Source organism: Streptomyces sp. NBC_00271, from assembly GCF_036178845.1.
GTDB lineage: Bacteria > Actinomycetota > Actinomycetes > Streptomycetales > Streptomycetaceae > Streptomyces.
Genome location: NZ_CP108070.1, coordinates 3,212,021 through 3,230,526, shown reverse-complemented (window position 1 = coordinate 3,230,526; position 18,506 = coordinate 3,212,021). Strand labels below are relative to the sequence as shown.

Here is an 18,506-nt window from a genome sequence, read left to right as displayed (position 1 = left end):
GCGGGTGAGATGTATGACGGTATTGACGATTGCGCCCATATGGCAAGGCCTGGAACGACGCCTCACGTTTTTGTTGGTTTGGCCGTTACCTAACGACTCGAACGGATTTTCCCCATCCGCTTGCGCAGTCGTCGTGCCACCACCAACAGGAGAACGAGAGAGCTGATCGCCGTCACGGCAACGATTCCGCCACGGACCGACCACCGGTGCACCGCCAGCATGCCCTGGGCGACAAGGAGGTCGACGGCGATCGCTCCCGCGACGGACACCACCGTGCGGGCGAAGGGATCCAGCCCGCGCAGCGCGACCCCGATGGCGGCTCCCGGTGCGGCGAGCAGGAAGAAGAGCGTGAACGGGCCGCGCAGGGAAGAGCCCGCGTCGGCGAGCGCGAGTACCGCGCCGACCCCCGCGACGGCCACCGCCATGCCCACGAGCAGTGGGACCAGGTCCCTCCCCGGATCCTGTCCCGACCGCTGGTCACTGTCTGACGAAGGTGACTTGATACCTATGGTCTGCATTGGCGACTTTGCCCCCCGAAGCGCCGGATGCCGGGCTTCAATGTCGCGCAGCGGGCTGGGGGCCGTCAAGATGCGGTAGGCGCCCATGGGGGCTTCTTGGCCGACTTCAAACATGTGACGCGAGTGTTCACCGCGTGTTCCCCGGAGGCGCCGGCCGCCTCCGGGGAACCGCGCTGTGGGGCGGGCGGGTTGAGGCCTCGCGGGGCGATCTCCGGCGCGATCTTCGGCGCGATCCGTATCGGCGCACGGCCGTTGTACGGCCGTCCAAGGGTGTGGCTCAAGGGAGTTGACGCCCCGTCATCACGACGGGCGACCGCCGCGGGGGGCGAAAAGTCTTGGCATGGACACTTCCTGTCAACACGCGTAGCTGCTACGACAGTTGTGGCAGAGATCCTGCTAAAGGGAGGTTCCATGAGACGTTCCCGAATTACGGCATACGTGACCTCACTCCTCCTCGCCGTCGGCGTCGCCCTTACCGGGGCCGCGACGGCGCAGGCGTCCGGAACCGTCGCGGCCACCGGGTATGTGGCCCTCGGCGACTCCTATTCGTCCGGTGTCGGCGCGGGCAGCTACATCAGCTCCAGCGGCGACTGCTTGCGCAGCACGAAGGCGTACCCCTACCTCTGGGCCGCCGCCCATTCACCCTCGTCGTTCGACTTCACGGCCTGCTCGGGCGCCCGTACGGGTGACGTCCTGGCGAACCAGCTGGGCCCGCTCAGTTCCTCCACCGGCCTCGTCTCCCTCAGCATCGGCGGCAACGACGCGGGCTTCGCGGACGTCATGACGACGTGCGTGCTCCAGTCCGACAGCGGCTGTCTGTCCCGCATCGCCACCGCCAAGGCATACGTCGACTCCACGCTCCCCGGCCAACTCGACTCCGTCTACTCCGCGATCAGCTCGAAGGCGCCCGCCGCCCACGTGGTCGTCCTCGGCTACCCCAGGTTCTACAAACTGGGCGCGACCTGCCTCGGCCTCTCCGACACCAAGCGCGCCGCGATCAACGGCGCCGCCGACTACCTGGACAGTGCCATCGCCAAGCGCGCCGCCGACCACGGCTTCACCTTCGGCGACGTCAGGAGCACCTTCACCGGTCACGAGCTCTGCTCCGGCAGCGCCTGGCTGCACAGCCTGAACCTGCTGAACATCACCGAGTCGTACCACCCCACCGCGGCCGGCCACTCCGGCGGCTATCTGCCGGTCTTCACCTCGGCCGCCTGACCGCCCCTCACGGAGACGTGGAAGCGGAGGCCTCGTCCGACGGGGTCTCCGTCACACACGTCACCGAGAACGGCACCGAGTTGGACGTCGTCCGGACGGGGCTGCGCACCTCCACGCTGATCTCGTTCTGGAAGATCCCGCTCGCGTTGTACGTCGTCAAGAAGATCGACTTCTGCTTGGTCCTGCCACCGTCCGACGAGAACGACAGGGTCTTCCAGCCCGGGTCGGACACCTCGCCCGTCTTCAACACCCAGCGGTACTGGACGTCCACCGGTACACGGCCCACCGTGAAGGTCGCCGTGAAGGTCGGCGCCTGGGCCTGGGGCGGCGGGCAGGAACCGGAGTAGTCGGTGTGCGCGCCCGCGACCGTCACCTGCACGGACTGGGCCGGCGGCGAGCTCGCAGAAGCGCTGCTCGACGGACTGGCCGAGGGAGTGGAGCCGCCCGGAGCGGCCGTCTTGCCCTTGCTGCTGCTCGCGGACGGCGAACTCCCGCCGTCGGAACCGCTCTTGGTACCACTTCCGCTGCTGTCGTTGCTGCTCCCGCCGCCGTTGTCACGGTTCACCAAGGCGTACGTCAGTCCGCCCAGCGCGAGCGCGAGCGCGATCACGCCCGCGATCACGGCGGCGGCCGCGCGCCGGTTGCGTACGGGCTCCGTGGAGGTGGGGGTGTCGGTGTGCGGCGGATACGGCGTGTATCCCGGCTGCGGTCCCTGCGGAGAGGTCCGGGACGGCTGCATGGGAGGTCCGAATCCCGGCGGCGGCTGCGCGGGCTGGGAGAACGAGGAGATCGTCGGCGACTGGGCGGTCGGCGACGGCGGTCCCGCGGCCGGGAAGCCGCCCGCGGCGACGAGCCGCAGATCGCTCTCCGCCTGCGCGGCGCTCAGCCGCTCGGCCGGGTCCTTCCTCAGCAGACCCTCGATCACGGGCGCGAGCGGCCCCGCGCGGCGCGGCGGCGGCAGCGGCTCGTCGACGATGGCCCGCAGCGTGCTCAGCGGGGTGTTGTGACGGAAGGGCGAGTTGCCCTCGACCGTCGCGTACAACAGGACACCGAGCGACCACAGGTCGGACTCGGGCCCGGGCGTACGGCCGAGGGCCCGCTCGGGGGCGAGGAACTCGGGCGAACCGATGACCTCGCCCGTCATCGTCAGCGCCGAACTGCCCTCGACCGTCGCGATACCGAAGTCCGTGAGGACGACCCGGCCCTCGTTCGACAGCAGCACGTTCGCCGGTTTCACATCGCGGTGCAGCACCCCGGCCTCGTGCGCGGCCCGCAGGGCGGAGAGCACCTCGGCGCCGATGTCGGCGGCGCGCTGCGGCGACTGCGGGCCCTCGGAGTCCAGCAGGTCGGACAGGGCGATGCCACGGACGAGTTCCATGACGATCCAGGGGCGGCCGTCCTGCGTCGCCACGTCGTACACCGTCACCACATTGCGGTTCGCGACCCGGGCCGCGGCCCACGCCTCGCGCTCCAGCCGGGCGTACATCCGCTCCACGTCGTGCGCCGGGATCCCGGCGGGCGCACGGACCTCCTTGACGGCGACCTCGCGGTGCAGCACCTCGTCACGGGCGCGCCACACGGTCCCCATACCGCCCTCGCCCAAGGGGGAGAGGAGGCGGTAGCGGCCCGCGATCACACGTTCACTGCCCGGCTCTTCGGACACGGGTGTCCCCCATTCGTATCCGCTGTGCATCCGCGTGATGTCTCTTCACGATGTCTCTTCGCGCGATTTCTCCCCAAAAGTAGCTCAGCCGAGTGCGGATGCCGCCCCCTTGAACACCAATCCAGCCCCAAGAGCGACGACGATCAACGCCGAGCCCAGGGGGGCGGTCCTGCGGATCAGGGCCGCGGTCGGTCCACCGGCCCACCGGGGACGCTTCGCCAGCGCACGGTTCATGCCGTCGCCCAGTTTGACGACGGCGAACCCGGCCGCCGTGAGCGTCAGGGCGAGACCGACGCCGTACGCCAGGACGAGAAGTAGGCCGAACCACGCCTGTCCCAGCGCCGCCGCGCCCACCAGGACGACCACGGCGGAGGGGCTGGGCACGAGTCCGCCGGCGAATCCGAGCAGGATCGTCCCGCGAAGGGTGGGGGCCACCTCGTGGGTGTGGGTGAAGCCGCCGTGGGTGTGTTCGAGGGTGGGGGAGACGGCGGGGTCGTGGGAGTGCGAGTGGGGGTGGGGGTGAGGGTGCGCGTGGTCGTGGCCATGGGCATGGTCGTGGTCGTGGGAATGGCCGTGGTCGTGGGAATGTCCGCGCTCGTGTCCGTGAGTGTGCGGCTTGCTGTCCGTCGCCGTCGCCGTTGCCGTCGCGGCGGACGCGTGGGCGTGGGCGAGGACCAGGGGGCGTTCGCGCTCTACGGCGTGCTCGTGGCCGTGCTCGTGCTCGTTGTTGTCAGCGTGGCTGTGCGCGTGGTGGTCATGGTCGTGCGCGTGTCCGTGAGCGTGGTCGTGGGCGTGGGCGTGCTCAAGTCCGGGTCGCCGCGGACGGTTGCGCCAGGCCCGGCGTACGAGCGTGGCACCCGCGAAGGTCACCAGGACGCCGCTGGCGATGCCGAGCCACGCGATCACGGAGGGCGCCGCGGCCGAACCGGCCGTCACCAGGAGGCCGAGGGCGACCACGCCCAGGGTGTGGGTGACCGTGACGGAGGCGGCCAGCGGCAGGACGTCCCGCAGCCCCGCATTGCCGCCGCGCGCCGCGGCCGTCGCGGCCATCAGGGTCTTGCCGTGACCGGGCGCGAGCGCGTGCATGGCGCCCAGGAACACGGAGATGAGCAGGGCCAGCGCGGCGAAGCCGACGGTGAGGTGATGGCGGGCCACCAGGTTGTTCAGCGCCTCGGTCCAGCGGTCGGCGCCCCGGGGCAGCACGGAGGCGCCGGGGGCCTGCGTCCGCTCCTCGACGAGGGCGGGGCCGCCGGGGCGAATCCGCAGGGACGCGGTCGCGGTGTCGGCGGGGGAGGAGAGCAGTGCCTTGGGGTAACTCGTCAGTTCGCGCGACACCGACTTGGTCGGTACGTCCGAGGCGGTGAGCGTCATCCGGTCGCCGCGCGCGGTGATCTCGCGCCAGCCGGGTCCCCGGTCGGCACCGGCGCTGTGGAAGCCGAGTGAGACGGTGCCCTGCTTGGGCAGCGCGGCCGTCAACCGGCACTCCACCCGCAGGGTGTTGAGCCCGGCCTGTCCGGGGCGCAGCTTCGCTCGGCTCGTGTCGACGGAGAGCGCGGTCGGACGCCCGTCGACGGTGACCTTGCTGCCGTTCGCGGCCGTCTCGCAGCGCTGCCGGGCCCAGTCCGTCATACCGAGCTTCTCGAGGTCGGGCTTGGCCTGGGTGGCCGGGATCTCGGCGAGGTCCTCGACGTGGTCGACGCGCAGCCGTCCGGGGGCGGCGACGAGTCCGTCGTACCGGTTGACGGTGAAGTTGCCGAGCGGATGCGCGCTCGCGGCCCCGGTGGGGACGAGGACGAGGGCGCAGGCGGCGGTGAGGACGGCCGCGCAGGAGGCGAACAGCCGACGCGACCTCCCCCGCGGGGACTTCGCCCGCGGGCCGCGCGTTCGAGCGGGCCTCACTTGCCCTCCCCCAGAGCCTTGCGAGCCGCACGGGCACCCAGGGGTGAGAAGCCCGCGTTCAGGTCGAGGGCCGACTTCAGCGAGGCGCGGGCCTCCTTCTCGTGACCGGTGGCGCGCTCGATCATGCCGCGGTGGTAGAGGAAGGACGCGTTGCGGTAGCCGGTGGCCGTGGCCTGGCGGGCGTACGGCAGAGCTTCCTTGTCGCGGCCGTTGACGTGCAGCGCCCAGGCGAGCGCGTCCGCCGTGTGCACGGTGTGGCGGCGGGCCCACTCGGCGCGGGCCGCCTTGAGCGCGTCGCCCCGGTTGCCGTGGTCGGCGGCGGCGAGGGCGGTGTCCAGGTCGGCGTTGACACCGTAGGAGTGGGCCAGCGAGACCCAGGCGGTCACCAGGGCGTACTGGTCACGGGCCTTCTGCGCGTCGCCGGCCTGGCCGCGCGCCTCGTACAACTCACCGAGTTCGACGAGCGGTTGGGGGAGCGGATAGCGCTCCACGACCTGCTCCATACCCTTGATCGCCGCCGCCTGGTCGCCCTTCGCGGCCTGGGCGCGGGCGCGGCCTTCGAGCGCGGGGAGGTAGCTGTCGTCGGCGGCCAGGGCTCGGGCGTAGTACTTCAGTGCGGAGTCGTAGTCGCCCTGGTGCCAGGCGAGTTGGCCGAGCGCCGCCGCCACGTACGAGACGTCCCCCCGGCTCGGCGCCGTGTCGAGCGCCTGCTGAAGGACGCGGCGGGCGGTCTTCACATCGCCGCGCAGCTCGTGGACGTAGGCGTACCGGGTGAAGACGGGGACGCCCGGTCGGCGCGAGTCGGCCAGGTCGGCGGCCTCCGAGGCGTCGGCGTAGCGGCCGAGTTCGACGAGCGCGTCGATACGGGAGGAGAGGGCGCGCTCGCTGTACGGGTTCTCCTTGAGCACCTTGTCCGCGTAGGTCAGGGCGTCGGTGAAGTCGTGCCGCGCCGCGGCGAGGGCGGCGCGGCCGGCGAGCGCCGACTCGTTGTCGGGACGCAGCTTCAGGGAGCGGTCCAGTGCCTGCTGCGCCTGGGGGTAGCGGGAGGGGTCGCCCTTGGTGCGGGCCTGCTCGACGTACGCGAGTCCGAGGGTGGCCCAGCTGTCGAAGTCCTTGGGCTGGGTGCGGAGATGGGCCTGCAGCGAGGTGATGTTGGCGTCGAGGTCCCCGCCGGCCAGCAACTCCGGTGACACGGCGCCGGTCGTGGCGGCGACCGCGGTGCCCGAGCCGTCCCGCAGGGCTCCGACGATCACGGCCCCGGCGGTGAGAGCGAGAGCCAACGAGGCGGCGCAGAGGCCGAGTTGGACCGCCCGCCAGCGACGTGTCGAGGCGGACACCCGCCGGACGGCGGCGACGCGTTCATCGACCACGGGCAGCTGGTCTTCCGCCACGGACGAGTGGTCTTCGGGCACGGGCGGCTCGGCTTCGGCTTCGGGCAAGTGATCCTCGGCCACCAGCAGCTTGGCTTCGGGCTCGGGCAAGTGATCCTCGGCCACCAGCAGCTCGGCTTCGGGCTCGGGCTCTGGCTCCGGCTCGGAAGCGTCGTGCGGAGGCTGTGGGTCGGCCGTCGTCACCTCGTCGGGCTCGCCCTCCGGCGCGCTCTCGTTCGTACGCGGGGACATGCCCTCTCCTCAAAGTCCTTGGGGTGAACGGTCGTCGTGGGGGTGGGGCGGCGCGGCCCGCGGTGTGGGGGGTGGTGGGGTGCGGGCCGCGCCAGTCGGTGGACCGGGCCCGGTCAACGGGCCCGGTCGCCAAGGCCGGTCAGTAGGCCCGGTTGTACATGCGGCGGCGCCACCACATGACGCCGGCGCCGATCAGCAGGACCCCGGCCACGCCCGCCGCCGCGGACCCCGCGATCAGCATGACGTTGGTGCTGCCGGAGCCCGTCTGCAGGGCGTCACCCAGCTGGTTCTTGACGTCGCTTCCGGCGCCCTTCGCCAGCGCTCCACGCGAACCCGAGGTGGGCTCGGCCACGTACGGGAACGACTTCTCGAAGCTCTTGTCGTTCTTGTCGACCGAGTCCGACAGACCGGTCTTCTGGCCCAGGAGTTCACCCTCGACGACCCGCAGCGAGGCATCGATCACGTCGTCGGCGAGCCGACGTCCGTTCGGGAAGCCCGCCTTGTCGCCGTCGAGCACACCGAGCCGCTTGGGATGCATGCTCGGCTTGATCGAGGTGTTGAGCCGCAGCTCCTCCGCCGGAGTCACCTTGGGCGGCTGGTTGAGACCCTTCACACCCTTCAGGAACACGTCGACCAGGTCGTTGCGCGGCTCGGCGGGCGCCTTGATCTTGTAGATCGCCTCGATGAGCTTGGGCAGCTCCGGGTTGGTGACGTTCTTCAGGAACTGCGCGTCCTCCCAGGGCGAGGACGCGTTGAACTTGTCCTTGTCCTTCTGCGGGTTGACGACCTCGTTGACCAGCGGGCTGCCCAGGCGCGAGACCTGGGTGTAGTAGCCGCGGGCGTCCTTGCGCTGGACGGTGGACCAGATGCCGACGATCGGCTGGTGCGACGACTCCTGGATCATGTAGTTGGGCACCTGCAGGGCCAGCGTGTTGACGTTGTAGCCCTTGAGCGTGTCCCGCCCGACCTCGGACAGGTTGCCGCCGTACAGCAGGTCGAAGACCCGCAGATCGGCGAAGAAGGGGTCGTCCGCCTGGCCGGCGAAGGTCGTCGAGTCACCCGCGAGCTTGTACACGGCCTGGTTGCGCAGCTTCGTGTAGTCGGGCATCGACGCCTTGCCGACGTTCGACGGCGCGACCGGGATGTCGTCCGCGACCTTCGTCTTGGAGATCACCTTCTGCTTGTGCAGCCGCAGCAGATCGATGTCGTAGGTCTGCGTGATGTTCAGGTCCGGGTCGTCCAGGCTGTTGACCGGACCCGTGTTGTAGAGGAACGTGTCGCCGTTCTTGCGGTGCGTCTTGAAGGTGTACCGGTACACCAGCTCGCTCTGCGCGTCACCGTCGTTGTCGATGTGGATGTCGTACTGCGCGTCGTCGGCGAACGTGTAGAAGTTCGGCCCGCCGGCCGGCTCCTCGAAGGGTATGAAGTTCGCGATGACGGTCGTCGTGTCCGGCTTGTCCGGGCTGACGAACGCGTACAGGTCGGTGTTGTCGTACTGGGGAGTGCCCGAGATGAGCGGGGCCTCCCGGTGACTGGAGGCGGAGGCCGCCCCGGGGTCCAGCGCAGCTACGCCGGCGGCTACGAGCCCCCCGGCAGCCAGCGCACCGCAGACGAGGGTCGCGAGACTCCTGCGTCCCAAGCCACTCCTGGAGATAGGTGTCATGCCGTCCGTCCTCAGATCCCAATTGCCTGACGCACGCCATTCGGAGCGGTCGCCGGGGTGGATTGGTCGAATCCCAAACGTTCTTACGGCGGGTTTCGCGGCTCGTTTCATCGACGGGCCAGGTTTCTTTCACGGCGCTCTCACTGACCTCTCATCACTCTTTGGCAACCGACCCGTTTTTTCGCCGTCCTGATCCGTAACCCATCCGAGTGAGCTCGCGCTGCGAAGATGTAGGTGCGGGGACAGGCCGCGCGCGGCCGGAGAGGGGGGAACGAGTGGAGGCGGACGAACTTCTGGTGCTCGTGGCCAGAGGCGACCAGACGGCATTCGAGGAGCTGTACGGGCAGGTGTCCGGACCCGTGTTCGGACTCGTACGCCGTGTGGTGCGGGACGTGGCCCAGTCGGAGGAGGTGGCCCAGGAGGTGTTGCTCGAACTCTGGCGCTCCGCCGCGCGGTTCGACCCCGGCCGGGGCAGTGCCCTGTCCTGGATCCTCACCCTCGCGCACCGCCGGGCCGTCGACCGGGTTCGCAGCGCCCGCGCGGCCACCGAACGCGAGCAGCGTGAGGGGCAGCGCGCCCATCATCCCGCCTTCGACCAGGTCGCCGAGGAGGTGGAGGCCGGGCTCGAACGCGAGTGGGTGCGCCGCTGCCTGGAGCGGCTGACCACTCTGCAACGGCAGTCCGTCACCCTCGCCTACTACGACGGCTACACCTATCGCGAAGTCGCCGAACGCCTCTCCCTGCCGCTCGGCACGGTCAAGACACGTATGCGCGACGGACTGACACGCTTGCGCCACTGCCTGGGAGGTGTGGCATGAGCGCGCGTCGGACACCGCGCCACGGGGACGGCGGGCCGGCCCGTCAGCCTGCCGCGCCGGATCAGGAGTTCGCCCGTCAGCCCGCCGTGCCGGATCAAGGGTTCATCTGCCGGCCTGCCGAGCCGGACCCCGAGTTCACCCGCCAGGGCCGTGCTCCCCACCCCCGGCGCCTTCCCCCAGGCTCCCGACGCCCCCGTATCCGCGCCCTGGAACTGCCCAGCCGCGCCTCACACCCCCAGGGAGGCGTCGTATGAGCGTCCTCGACCGTCTGCTGCGCCGCGATCTGCACTCGCTCGCCGCCCCCTACGCCCTCGACGCGCTGGAACCCGACGAACGCCGCCGCTTCGAGCGTCATCTGCAGGGTTGCCCCCGGTGCGCGGCCGAGGTGCGGGAGCTGGGCGAGGACGCGGTGCGGCTCGCCTGGTCCACCACGGCACCCGCCCCGGCCGCCCTGCGCGAACGGGTCCTGACCGCCGTACGCACGACTCCTCAAGAGGCGCCGGACCCGTCGCACCCCGCCCACCCGTCGCAGGCGTTGCCGAACGGAGTGCCCCGTGGGCGCGCGGCGCACGGGCCCGCGCGCGACCGGACCCCGCGCTTCCGGTCGCTGCTCGCCCCGCTCTCCACCGCCACCGCCGCCGCGGCGCTCGTCGTGGCGTCCCTCTTCGCCGTGCAGGCGACACAGACCCAGGACAAGCTGGACCAGGAGCGGGCCCAGGCGCGTGAGATCGCCCACGTTCTGGCGGCCCCCGACGCCCGGGCGACGAGCGACCGGGACGCACAGGGCCGCGGAATCGGAGTGGTCGCCTCCGCATCGGAGCGGCGCGCCGTCGTGACCTTGAGCGGACTTGCCACTCCATCAGGGGGGCGCGTGCACCAGTTGTGGCTCATGCGCCCCAACGTGCAACCGCGCTCCCTCGGGCTCTTCGAGGGCGACACGCCCTTGATAGCCGACGGACTGAGCACCAATGCCACGTCACTCGCTGTCACCGTCGAGCCGCAGGGGGGCTCTACACAGCCCACCACCTCGCCAGTTGCGCAACTCGCCCTGAAATCGGTCGGATTCGGAGAGTAACCGTCAACACCCTTACGGGGAAGGTGAATCCTGCCACCGCGATACACGAGTGCCACGAGGGAGCGATAGGGTTAGCCTGCCCGGGCCGGGTGGACTCGTACGGGTGGGGAGAGACATGGAACAGATAACAGTGCGCAGCAGGGCACGCGTCCCTGCGATCACCTGCGGGAGCAGCGCGACCAGTTCGCGCCTCGACCGCCATCTGGCGGTGCTGGGCGGCCCTGCCGTCCCGCAGCGCGAGACGGCCGAGGCGACTTCGCTGATGCGTGAGCTCACCGCGCGTGACACGACGCACGACAGCAGTGGGAGGGGCGCGCGCGTACGGCGGGTCTCGCTCTTCGCCCCTCTGAAGCGGCTGCGTCGTTCGCTGTTCGGCGGCCACTAGGACGGTCGTGCGTTACTCGAACCCGCGCTCGGGCGACCACATCGCCCCGGCGTAAGCGCTGCGTTCTCGCCGCCCGTCGTCCCCACGGCACGCAGCGCCGCCCCGGTGTGTTCCCGGAGCGCGGGTGTACCCCCGTTCGTCTTTTCGTGCGCCTCGTTCCCACCCGGCGGCGCGCGGCGGTTTCCGTCTCCCCCTCCTCCCGGCCCTCGGCCTTCGTCAACCCCGGATGCCCGAGACCCCGTTGGGGTTCATCGCTCCCCGGTCGCGTACCGGCGCACGGCGAGCGGCACGAACACCGCGAGCATGACGGTGCACCAGGTCAGCGCCCCGGCCACCGGATGTGTCACCGGCCAGGCCCCCTCGTCCGGCACCGGTGCGTTCCCGAAGAGGTCCCGCAGTGCCGTGGTCACCGCGCTGATCGGATTCCACTCGGCCACAGTGCGCAGCCAGCCGGGCAGGTTGTCGGTGGGGATGTACGCGTTCGACAGCAGCGGCAGGATGAACGTCGCGCCGCCCAGTTGCCCGGCCGCCTCCTCGCTCCGTGAGGCGAGCCCCAGCACGATGCCGATCCATGTCGTCGCGAACCGGAAGAGCAGCAGGAGTCCGACGCCGGCCACCGCCCGCAGCGCCGACCCCTCGATCCGCCAGCCCACGGCCAGCCCGACCAGCATCAGCGGCACCGTGCCCACGGCGGTGACCACGAGGTCCGCGAGCGCCTGTCCGAGCGGCACGGCGGCCCGGCTCATCGGCAGGGTACGGAAGCGGTCCATCACGCCCCGGTGCGAGTCCTGGGCGGCCTGGAACATGCCGGTCATGATCCCGTTCGCGGCGGTCGCCACCAGCAGTCCCGGCAGCAGGAAGGCGCGGTACTCCTGTCCGGGTGTCGCGAGGGCGCTGCCGAAGACATAGCCGAAGAACAGCAGCATCGTGATCGGCATGGACTGGGTGAGGATCAGCAGCCCGGGATTGTGCCGGATCCGCCTCAGGTGCCGCCCCAGCATCGCGGTCCCGTCGTAAGCCAACGTGCTCATGTCACAAGCTCCTTGCGGTCGGTGCGGCCTCCGGTGAGGCGCAGGAAGACGTCGTCGAGCGTCGGCGGACGCAGGCTCGCGTCGAGCACGGGCACCCCCGCGGCGTCGAGTTCACGGACGAGCCGGGGCAGGGTCAGTGTCGGATCGGTGGTCACCGCCCCGACCGCGTGCCGCTCCGGGGCGAACGCCGGTTCGGAGCCGGTGAGCCGGTCGAGGACGGCCGCCGCGCCGGGCATGGCGTCGGCGTGGGCGACGACGACCTCCGCGTACGAGCCGATGAGCGCCTTGAGTTCGGCGGGCGATCCGGTGTGCGCGACCCGGCCGTGGTCCACGAGCGCGATGTCGTCGGCGAGCCGGTCGGCCTCCTCCAGGTACTGCGTGGTCAGCACCACGGTCGTGCCCTCGCCCCGCAGGGCGCGCACGGCTTCCCAGATCTGGTTGCGGCTGGCCGGGTCGAGCCCGGTGGTGGGTTCGTCGAGGAAGAGCACCTGGGGGCGGCGGATCAGGCTCGCCGCGAGGTCGAGGCGGCGCCGCATACCGCCCGAGTAGGTGGACGCGGGCCGGTCGGCGGCCTCGGCGAGCCCGAAGCGTTCGAGGAGTTCACCGGCGCGCGTGGGAGCGTCCCGCATCCGGTGCAGCCGCGCGAACAGCCGCAGGTTCTCCCGGCCGGTCAGGTCGCCGTCGACGGAGGCGTACTGCCCGGTGACCCCGATGGCGCCGCGTACCGCGGACGCCTCCCGTACGAGGTCGTGCCCGGCGACCCGCGCGGACCCCGCGTCGGGTCGCAGCAGCGTGGTGAGCAGGCGTACCGCCGTGGTCTTGCCCGCGCCGTTCGGTCCGAGCACCGCGCAGACGGTGCCCGCGGCCACCGCGAGATCGAGCCCGCGCACCGCGTGGACGACCTCCCCCTTGGTCCCGAAGCTCTTCTCCAGACCTTCACTAAGTACGGTGTACGTAGTTGTCATGGGGGCGACCATAGCGCACTACGTACGCTGTACGTAACTAGGATGATGGCGAGGTGATCGACGACATGACAGGGCGCACTGCCGTACCCGAAGTGATCTGGGCCCGCCCCGAACGCGCGGGCCGTGGTCCGCGGGCGGCCCACAGCCGGGCGGACATCGCGGCCGCCGCGGTGCGGATCGCGGACGCGGACGGGCTCGACGCGGTCTCGATGCGGCATGTGGCCACCGAGCTGGGCTGCGGCACGATGTCGCTGTACAACTACGTCCCGCGCAAGGAGGACCTGTACGAGCTGATGGTTGACGCCATCAGTGGTGAGCACGAGCCCTGGGAGCCGACGGGCGACTGGCGCGCCGACATGCTCCGGGTCGCCCATCAGACCCGTGCCCTCATGCACCGCCACCCGTGGCTGCCGCGCCTGATGTCCCCGGTCTACGGCTTCAGCCCCAACGCCCTGCGCTACCTGGAGCACTGTCTCGTCTGCCTCGACCCGCTGGACGCGTCGTACGGCACGAAGATGGAGCTGATCGCGATGCTCAACGGCGTGGTGACGACGTACGTCGGCAACGAACTGGCCACCGCCGAGCGCACCCGCTCCCTGCCCTGGTCCGCGGAGCAGGAGCAGGCGATGCGGATCGCCTACCTCGGCAGCCGGATCGCGACCGGCGCGTATCCGCGGATGGCGGCCGCCTTCGCGCAGGACGCGGGCCCGATCGACCTGGAGGCGGTGTTCGAGCGGGCGCTGGGCCGGGTGCTGGACGCGTTCGAACCGAAGGGTTAGATCTACGGGGCTGTCGGACCTATGGGGTCAGATGAGCGCGAACTGTCCTTCTGGTCCCTCTTCGTGATGATCGAGGACGGACGCGGGCCGGTGCGCCGCCTCCGGAACCGGCAGCACACCCGCCTCGCGCAGCTCGGTCCGCGTGATCGGTGAGCCGATCGTCAACTCGGCGAGCTGAGGGCGGAGTTCCGCGAGCAGTGTCAGCACCGTGACGAGTTCCAGCAGCTCGGACGTCCAGGCCTGCTGCCAGCCGGCGGGCCGGATCGCCTCCAGGGTGCCCGGCTCGGGTGGTTCCGCCGGCTCGGTCCTGGCCGCGAACCACTGCTCCAGGACGCGCACTCCGCCCACCTCGAAGTCCCAGGCCTCCGGCGGCACGGGCGAGATACGGCCCTCGTCGAGGAGGAGGGCCTCCTCGTCGCGGTCGTAGCGCACCTCGACGGGGCGCGACGGGAGGGGAGCGCGGACATAGGGGCGGCGGCCCCCGGGGAGCTTGGGGCGCTCGCCGTCGCGGCGCATCAGCCACAGCATCCGGCGTCCCAACCCGACGCCGTGCGCCCACGCCTGCGGGTCCGCGGTGAGCGGGACGGCGCATCCCTCACGGTCCGACCGTGCGACCGCCACCGCCCAGGCGAGTACGTCGACGGGGTCGGGGGAGTGGCCGAGGCGGGTGCCGAGGTGCTCCAACAGGCCGGGCGCCAGATTCGGTTCGCGGCCCCCGGGGCGCCGGTGGAGGGGGCGGACACGGCCGCCGCGACCGGTGCCCAGCGGCAGCACGGACGCGACCAGCAGCACCGGCCCCGACGTGTCCGGCACCGCCGTCTGCTCCATCACGAACACCTGCCGCTCGTCGGCCACCCGCCACAACTCGGGGCGCGCCGCGTCGATCAGCCGGTGGTCCGGGATCAGCCACTGCTCGTCGAACGGGCCGTGCAGGACCCGGACCGGCTCCGGACAGGGCCCCGACTCGCGCTCCAGCCGGACCGTCCCGCTGGACTGCCCCGGCAGCTGTCCGACGGCCGAGTGCGTGGTGCGCGAGCGCGTCGGGCCGAACAAGGCCTCACGGCCCTGCCCCTCGGCCTTCATCAGCGTGTCCCAGCGCGCCTTCAGGGACGCCGCGTCGGGCGCCGTCGGCCACCCCCGGCCCAGCCTCGGCGGTGCGACGGACCACGGCATGAGGTCCGCGAGCAGCGGAGCGTCGTCGTGCGTCACGCCCGGCATCGTACGACGTGGGCGCTGCGCGCCGGTCTCGTACGCCATCGTCAGTGGGCGTCGAGGGTGACCGTGAAGGAGAAGCGGTCACCGCGGTAGTGGATGCGGGCCACGTCCAGGGCGCGGCCGTCCTCGCCGTGCACGATGCCCGTGTAGTGCAGGATCGGGCTGAGCAGCGGCACCTGGAGCAGCCGGGCCGTCTCCGGATCCGCGAGCCGCGCCTCCACCGTGTCGGTGATCCGGCTGATGCGCACGCCCACCACGTCCCGCAGCACCTTGGTCATGGGCCAGCGCACCAGGTCCTGCGGGTCGATCCGCGCGGCCAGTTCGGGACGGACGTAGTTGCGCGCGTGGTTCGTCGGCTCACCGGTCTTCTCGTCGCCGCGCAGCCGGTGGTACGTCCCCACCTCGGCCAGGTCCGGGAAGTACTCGGCGAGTTCGGCCGGCACCGGCACGCTCCCGTGGTCCAGCAGCTCGGTCGTCATGCCCGACTGCTGCGCGACGATCGTGTCCACCGAGCCCAGCAGCCGCACCGGAGCGCCCCGTTGCGCGCTCGGCTCGATGAACGTGCCCCGCCGCCGATGGCGGGTGATCAGTCCCTCGTCCTCCAGTTCCTTGAGCGCCTGCCGCATGGTGAGCACACTCACCCCGTAGTGGCCCGCCAACCGCTCCTCGGTCGGCAGGCGCAGCGGTTCCTGGGGCGAGCGCCCGAGTATCGAGGCACGCAGGGACTGCGACACCTGGTACCAGAGCGGGAGTTTGCGGTTCAGGACGATCGAGTCCGGGGCGAAGGAGGTCACGAGGGATATCCGTACCGGTCGCCGACGCTCAGTGCAACGGGCCGAAGTGCCGCTGGAGGCCCTGCCACACGTCGTCGTACCCGCGCTGCAGATGCTCCGCGTGCGCCGCCTGCGCCGTGGCGGTCACCGGCCACCGGGTCTCGAACATGAACGCCAGCCCGTCGTCGATCTTCTGCGGCCGCAGCTCGGCGGCGCTGGCCCGGTCGAAGGTCTCCCGGTCCGGCCCGTGCGCCGACATCATGTTGTGCAGCGAACCGCCCCCCGGAACGAAGCCCTCCGCCTTCGCGTCGTACGCCCCCTCGATGAGCCCCATGTACTCGCTCATCACGTTCCGGTGGAAGTACGGCGGCCGGAAGGTGTCCTCGCCCACCAGCCAGCGCGGCGCGAACACCACGAAGTCGACCCCGGCGAGGCCCGGGGTGTCGCTCGGCGAGGTCAGCACCGTGAAGATCGACGGGTCCGGGTGGTCGTAGCTGATCGTGCCGATCACATTGAAACGGCGCAGGTCGTAGACGTACGGCACATGGTTGCCGTGCCAGGCGACGACGTCCAGCGGCGAGTGGTCGTACGTCGCCGTCCAGAGGTTGCCGCAGAACTTGTTGACCACCTCCACCGGGCCCTCGACATCCTCGTACGCGGCGACGGGGGCGAGGAAGTCCCGCGCGTTGGCGAGTCCGTTGGCGCCGATCGGGCCGAGGTCGGGCAGCTGGAAGGGCGCCCCGTAGTTCTCGCACACATAGCCGCGGGCCGTCGGGCTCTGCCCGCCGTCGGACGCGGCGTCCAGCAGCTCCACCCGGAAGCGGACCCCACGGGGAATCAGCGCCACCCCGCCCGGCTCCACGTGCAGCAGCCCGAACTCGGTCCGCAGCAGCAGCCCGCCGCGCTCCGGCACGATCAGCAGCTCCCCGTCGGCGTCACTGAAGACGCGGTCCATCGAGGAATCGGCGTGATACAGGTGCACGGCCATGCCGGTGCGCTGGGTCGCGTCGCCGTTGCCGCCCAGCGTCCACAGGCCCGCGAGGAAGTCGGTGCCCCGCGGCGGCTCCGGCAGCGGGTTCCAGCGCAGCCGGTTCGGGTCGGGCTCGGTCTCCGTGAAGGGCGCCGAGCGCAGCGCCCCGTTGTCCGTGCGCGAGAACGCCGGGTGCGCGGCCGACGGACGGATCCGGTACAGCCACGAACGCCGGTTGTGCGCCCTCGGCTCCGTGAACGCCGTACCGCTCAGCTGCTCCGCGTACAGCCCGAGAGGGGCGCGCTGGGGCGCGTTGCGGCCGTGCGGCAGCGCTCCGGGGAGCGCCTCCGAGCTGTGTTCGTTGCCGAATCCGGTGAGGTAGGTCAGCCCCTCGGCCGTCTTCCTCGCGTCCCCGCTCATGATCGCTCCCTCGCGCCTGATTCCTATGCTTCACCGTAGGATTCAGTTTTTTCGCGCGCAAGAGGTACGCCTAGGTGCGTGGCCGGCGAACGCGCGGCGCCGGAGCCTCCGCGCGGAGTACGCCCCAGGGTTGGCGGCACGGCCCAAGAACCCGACTCCAGGGGGATCCGCCTGTCAGGGCGTTGTTCTAATGTCCCCGGCATGTCGTGGAAGCGTGGACTGCTCGCCGCGCTCGCGGTCTGCGCCCTGCTCGGCGCATCGGCGGGCTGCGGCACCGGCGCCGCACACGAGCGGAGGGACGCGGTGTCGCCCTCACTCGTGGGCAAAATCCTGGACGATACGGACAAAGAAGGACGGCACTACCGTGAGGTCGACAAGAAGAGCGCACCCGAGGTCGCCATCGAGGTTCAACCGGCCTCCGACGACGGCTGGGACGTCCGCCTGACCGTCCACCGCTTCCGCTTCTCGCCCGCCGCCGCCAAGGCGGAGGCCGTGGCCGGCCGCGGCGTCGCGCTGCTGTCCCTGGACGGCCGGAACCTCGCCACCCTGCGCACCGCCGAGTACCACCTCGCCGGCGGCCTGGTCCCACGCGGCACCCACCACGTCACCGCGCGCCTGTACGCCGACGACCGCACGGCGTGGGCCGTTCACGGCAAGCCCGTCGAGAGCACGGCGGACATCACCGCCTCCGGGACCGCCGCCTCGACCCGGCCGTCGACACCCGTCTCGCCGCCCCCGTCGAGCCCGTCGGCCCCCGCGTCGACACCGACATCGACGGTGAGCGGGAACGGCGTCGCGGGCCGTACCGACACGGGAGGTTCACCGGATCCCGGCGGAAAGGCATCATGAAGCCTGTGCCTCAAGCGACCTCGCTGCGCCGCGCGCCCGTTCAGCGGCGCAGCGCCGAACGACTGACCAGGATCCTCGACGCCTGTGCCGACCTCCTCGACGAGGTCGGCTACGACGCCCTGAGCACCCGGGCCGTGGCCCAGCGCGCGGGCGTCCCCATCGGCTCCGTCTACCGCTTCTTCGGCAACAAGCGCGCCATGGCCGACGCACTCGCCCAGCGCAACCTCGAGCGCTACACCGAACGCGTCACCGAACGCCTCCGGGCGACAGGAGCACAGGGCTGGCGCGCCGCCATGGACGCTGTACTCGACGAGTACCTCGCCATGAAGCGCACCGCCCCCGGCTTCTCCCTCGTCGACTTCGGCAACCAGATACCCGTCGGCGTCCGCGACGCCGAGCCCAACACCCGCGTCGCCGACCGCCTCACCGACCTCCTCTCCGACTTCCTCGACCGCACCCCCGACGAAGACCTCCGGCGCACCTTCCTGGTCGCTGTGGAGGCCGCCGACAGCCTGGTCCACCTGGCCTTCCGCATCGCCCCGGAGGGGGACGAGCGGATCATCGCGGAGACGCGGGAGCTGCTGCGCGCGTATCTGGCCAGGGTTCTGGACTGAACCGCCGCACCGCCCTACCGCTCCACCGC

The 18,506-nt window shown here is 71.2% G+C and carries 17 protein-coding genes; 7 read left to right on the top strand and 10 right to left on the bottom strand.

What is annotated here, in order from left to right:
- Window positions 1-89: 89 nt before the first annotated feature.
- Window positions 90-425 (bottom strand): hypothetical protein, encoded by a 336-nt coding sequence (locus OG798_RS15155; protein ID WP_323138707.1) that lies wholly within the window; start codon window positions 423-425, stop codon window positions 90-92.
- 504 nt (window positions 426-929) lie between these two features.
- Here OG798_RS15155 and OG798_RS15150 point away from each other — a divergent pair.
- Complete coding sequence (locus tag OG798_RS15150; protein WP_075027770.1) at window positions 930-1,736, top strand: SGNH/GDSL hydrolase family protein; 807 nt, start codon at window positions 930-932, stop codon at window positions 1,734-1,736.
- Between the two features lie 7 nt (window positions 1,737-1,743).
- On the opposite strand, the gene OG798_RS15145 is transcribed toward OG798_RS15150, so the two are convergent.
- The 4 genes from OG798_RS15145 to OG798_RS15130 all read right to left on the bottom strand — a co-directional run bounded on the left by OG798_RS15145 (window position 1,744) and on the right by OG798_RS15130 (window position 8,583).
- Window positions 1,744-3,399, bottom strand: a complete 1,656-nt coding sequence (locus OG798_RS15145; protein ID WP_095855498.1) for a serine/threonine-protein kinase — start codon at window positions 3,397-3,399, stop codon at window positions 1,744-1,746.
- Between the two features lie 84 nt (window positions 3,400-3,483).
- Entirely contained in the window at window positions 3,484-5,298 is a 1,815-nt protein-coding gene (locus tag OG798_RS15140; protein WP_328757197.1) for an urease accessory protein UreH domain-containing protein, read from the bottom strand.
- Window positions 5,295-6,920, bottom strand: coding sequence for a tetratricopeptide repeat protein (locus OG798_RS15135; RefSeq protein WP_328757196.1), 1,626 nt, complete (start codon window positions 6,918-6,920; stop codon window positions 5,295-5,297). The genes OG798_RS15140 and OG798_RS15135 overlap by 4 nt, the downstream gene beginning before the upstream one ends.
- A 139-nt stretch (window positions 6,921-7,059) precedes the next feature.
- Window positions 7,060-8,583, bottom strand: a complete 1,524-nt coding sequence (locus OG798_RS15130; RefSeq protein WP_095855501.1) for a DUF4331 domain-containing protein — start codon at window positions 8,581-8,583, stop codon at window positions 7,060-7,062.
- A gap of 275 nt (window positions 8,584-8,858) precedes the next feature.
- Between OG798_RS15130 and OG798_RS15125 the strand changes: the two genes are divergently transcribed.
- The 3 genes from OG798_RS15125 (at window position 8,859) to OG798_RS15115 (ending at window position 10,861) form a co-directional block, all read left to right on the top strand.
- Entirely contained in the window at window positions 8,859-9,401 is a 543-nt protein-coding gene (locus tag OG798_RS15125; protein WP_267061380.1) for a sigma-70 family RNA polymerase sigma factor, read from the top strand.
- Between the two features lie 250 nt (window positions 9,402-9,651).
- Window positions 9,652-10,476 (top strand): anti-sigma factor, encoded by an 825-nt coding sequence (locus OG798_RS15120; protein WP_095855503.1) that lies wholly within the window; start codon window positions 9,652-9,654, stop codon window positions 10,474-10,476.
- A gap of 115 nt (window positions 10,477-10,591) precedes the next feature.
- On the top strand, window positions 10,592-10,861 hold the full coding sequence (locus OG798_RS15115) for a hypothetical protein (protein ID WP_095855504.1): 270 nt from the start codon (window positions 10,592-10,594) through the stop codon (window positions 10,859-10,861).
- Window positions 10,862-11,109: 248 nt separating this feature from the next.
- Here the strand turns inward: OG798_RS15115 and OG798_RS15110 are convergent, their stop codons facing one another.
- Both OG798_RS15110 and OG798_RS15105 read right to left on the bottom strand, forming a co-directional pair.
- Entirely contained in the window at window positions 11,110-11,892 is a 783-nt protein-coding gene (locus tag OG798_RS15110; RefSeq protein ID WP_267061379.1) for an ABC transporter permease, read from the bottom strand.
- Window positions 11,889-12,857: an ATP-binding cassette domain-containing protein gene (locus OG798_RS15105; protein WP_121416609.1), complete on the bottom strand. Its 969-nt coding sequence runs from the start codon at window positions 12,855-12,857 to the stop codon at window positions 11,889-11,891. Before OG798_RS15105 ends, OG798_RS15110 begins: the two co-directional genes overlap by 4 nt.
- 65 nt (window positions 12,858-12,922) lie before the next feature.
- Here OG798_RS15105 and OG798_RS15100 point away from each other — a divergent pair, with 65 nt between their 5' ends.
- A complete protein-coding gene (locus tag OG798_RS15100; protein ID WP_121418553.1) occupies window positions 12,923-13,636 on the top strand; it encodes a TetR/AcrR family transcriptional regulator in 714 nt (237 codons plus the stop codon).
- Window positions 13,637-13,663: 27 nt separating this feature from the next.
- Here the strand turns inward: OG798_RS15100 and OG798_RS15095 are convergent, their stop codons facing one another.
- From OG798_RS15095 to hmgA, 3 genes are read right to left on the bottom strand one after another with little or no spacing between them, the layout of a single operon-like run.
- On the bottom strand, window positions 13,664-14,854 hold the full coding sequence (locus tag OG798_RS15095; protein WP_267063794.1) for a type ISP restriction/modification enzyme: 1,191 nt from the start codon (window positions 14,852-14,854) through the stop codon (window positions 13,664-13,666).
- A 41-nt stretch (window positions 14,855-14,895) separates the two neighbouring features.
- Window positions 14,896-15,645 (bottom strand): GntR family transcriptional regulator, encoded by a 750-nt coding sequence (locus OG798_RS15090; protein ID WP_054231081.1) that lies wholly within the window; start codon window positions 15,643-15,645, stop codon window positions 14,896-14,898.
- 28 nt (window positions 15,646-15,673) lie between these two features.
- Window positions 15,674-17,014: a homogentisate 1,2-dioxygenase gene (gene hmgA / locus OG798_RS15085; protein ID WP_121416610.1), complete on the bottom strand. Its 1,341-nt coding sequence runs from the start codon at window positions 17,012-17,014 to the stop codon at window positions 15,674-15,676.
- 201 nt (window positions 17,015-17,215) lie between these two features.
- On the opposite strand from hmgA, the gene OG798_RS15080 reads away from it, so the two are divergent.
- Both OG798_RS15080 and OG798_RS15075 read left to right on the top strand, forming a co-directional pair.
- Window positions 17,216-17,863 carry a nuclear transport factor 2 family protein gene (locus OG798_RS15080; RefSeq protein ID WP_121416611.1) on the top strand — a complete coding sequence of 216 codons (648 nt, stop codon included), beginning with the start codon at window positions 17,216-17,218 and terminating at the stop codon, window positions 17,861-17,863.
- Window positions 17,860-18,477: a TetR/AcrR family transcriptional regulator gene (locus OG798_RS15075; protein ID WP_095855508.1), complete on the top strand. Its 618-nt coding sequence runs from the start codon at window positions 17,860-17,862 to the stop codon at window positions 18,475-18,477. Before OG798_RS15080 ends, OG798_RS15075 begins: the two co-directional genes overlap by 4 nt.
- Window positions 18,478-18,506: the final 29 nt, after the last annotated feature.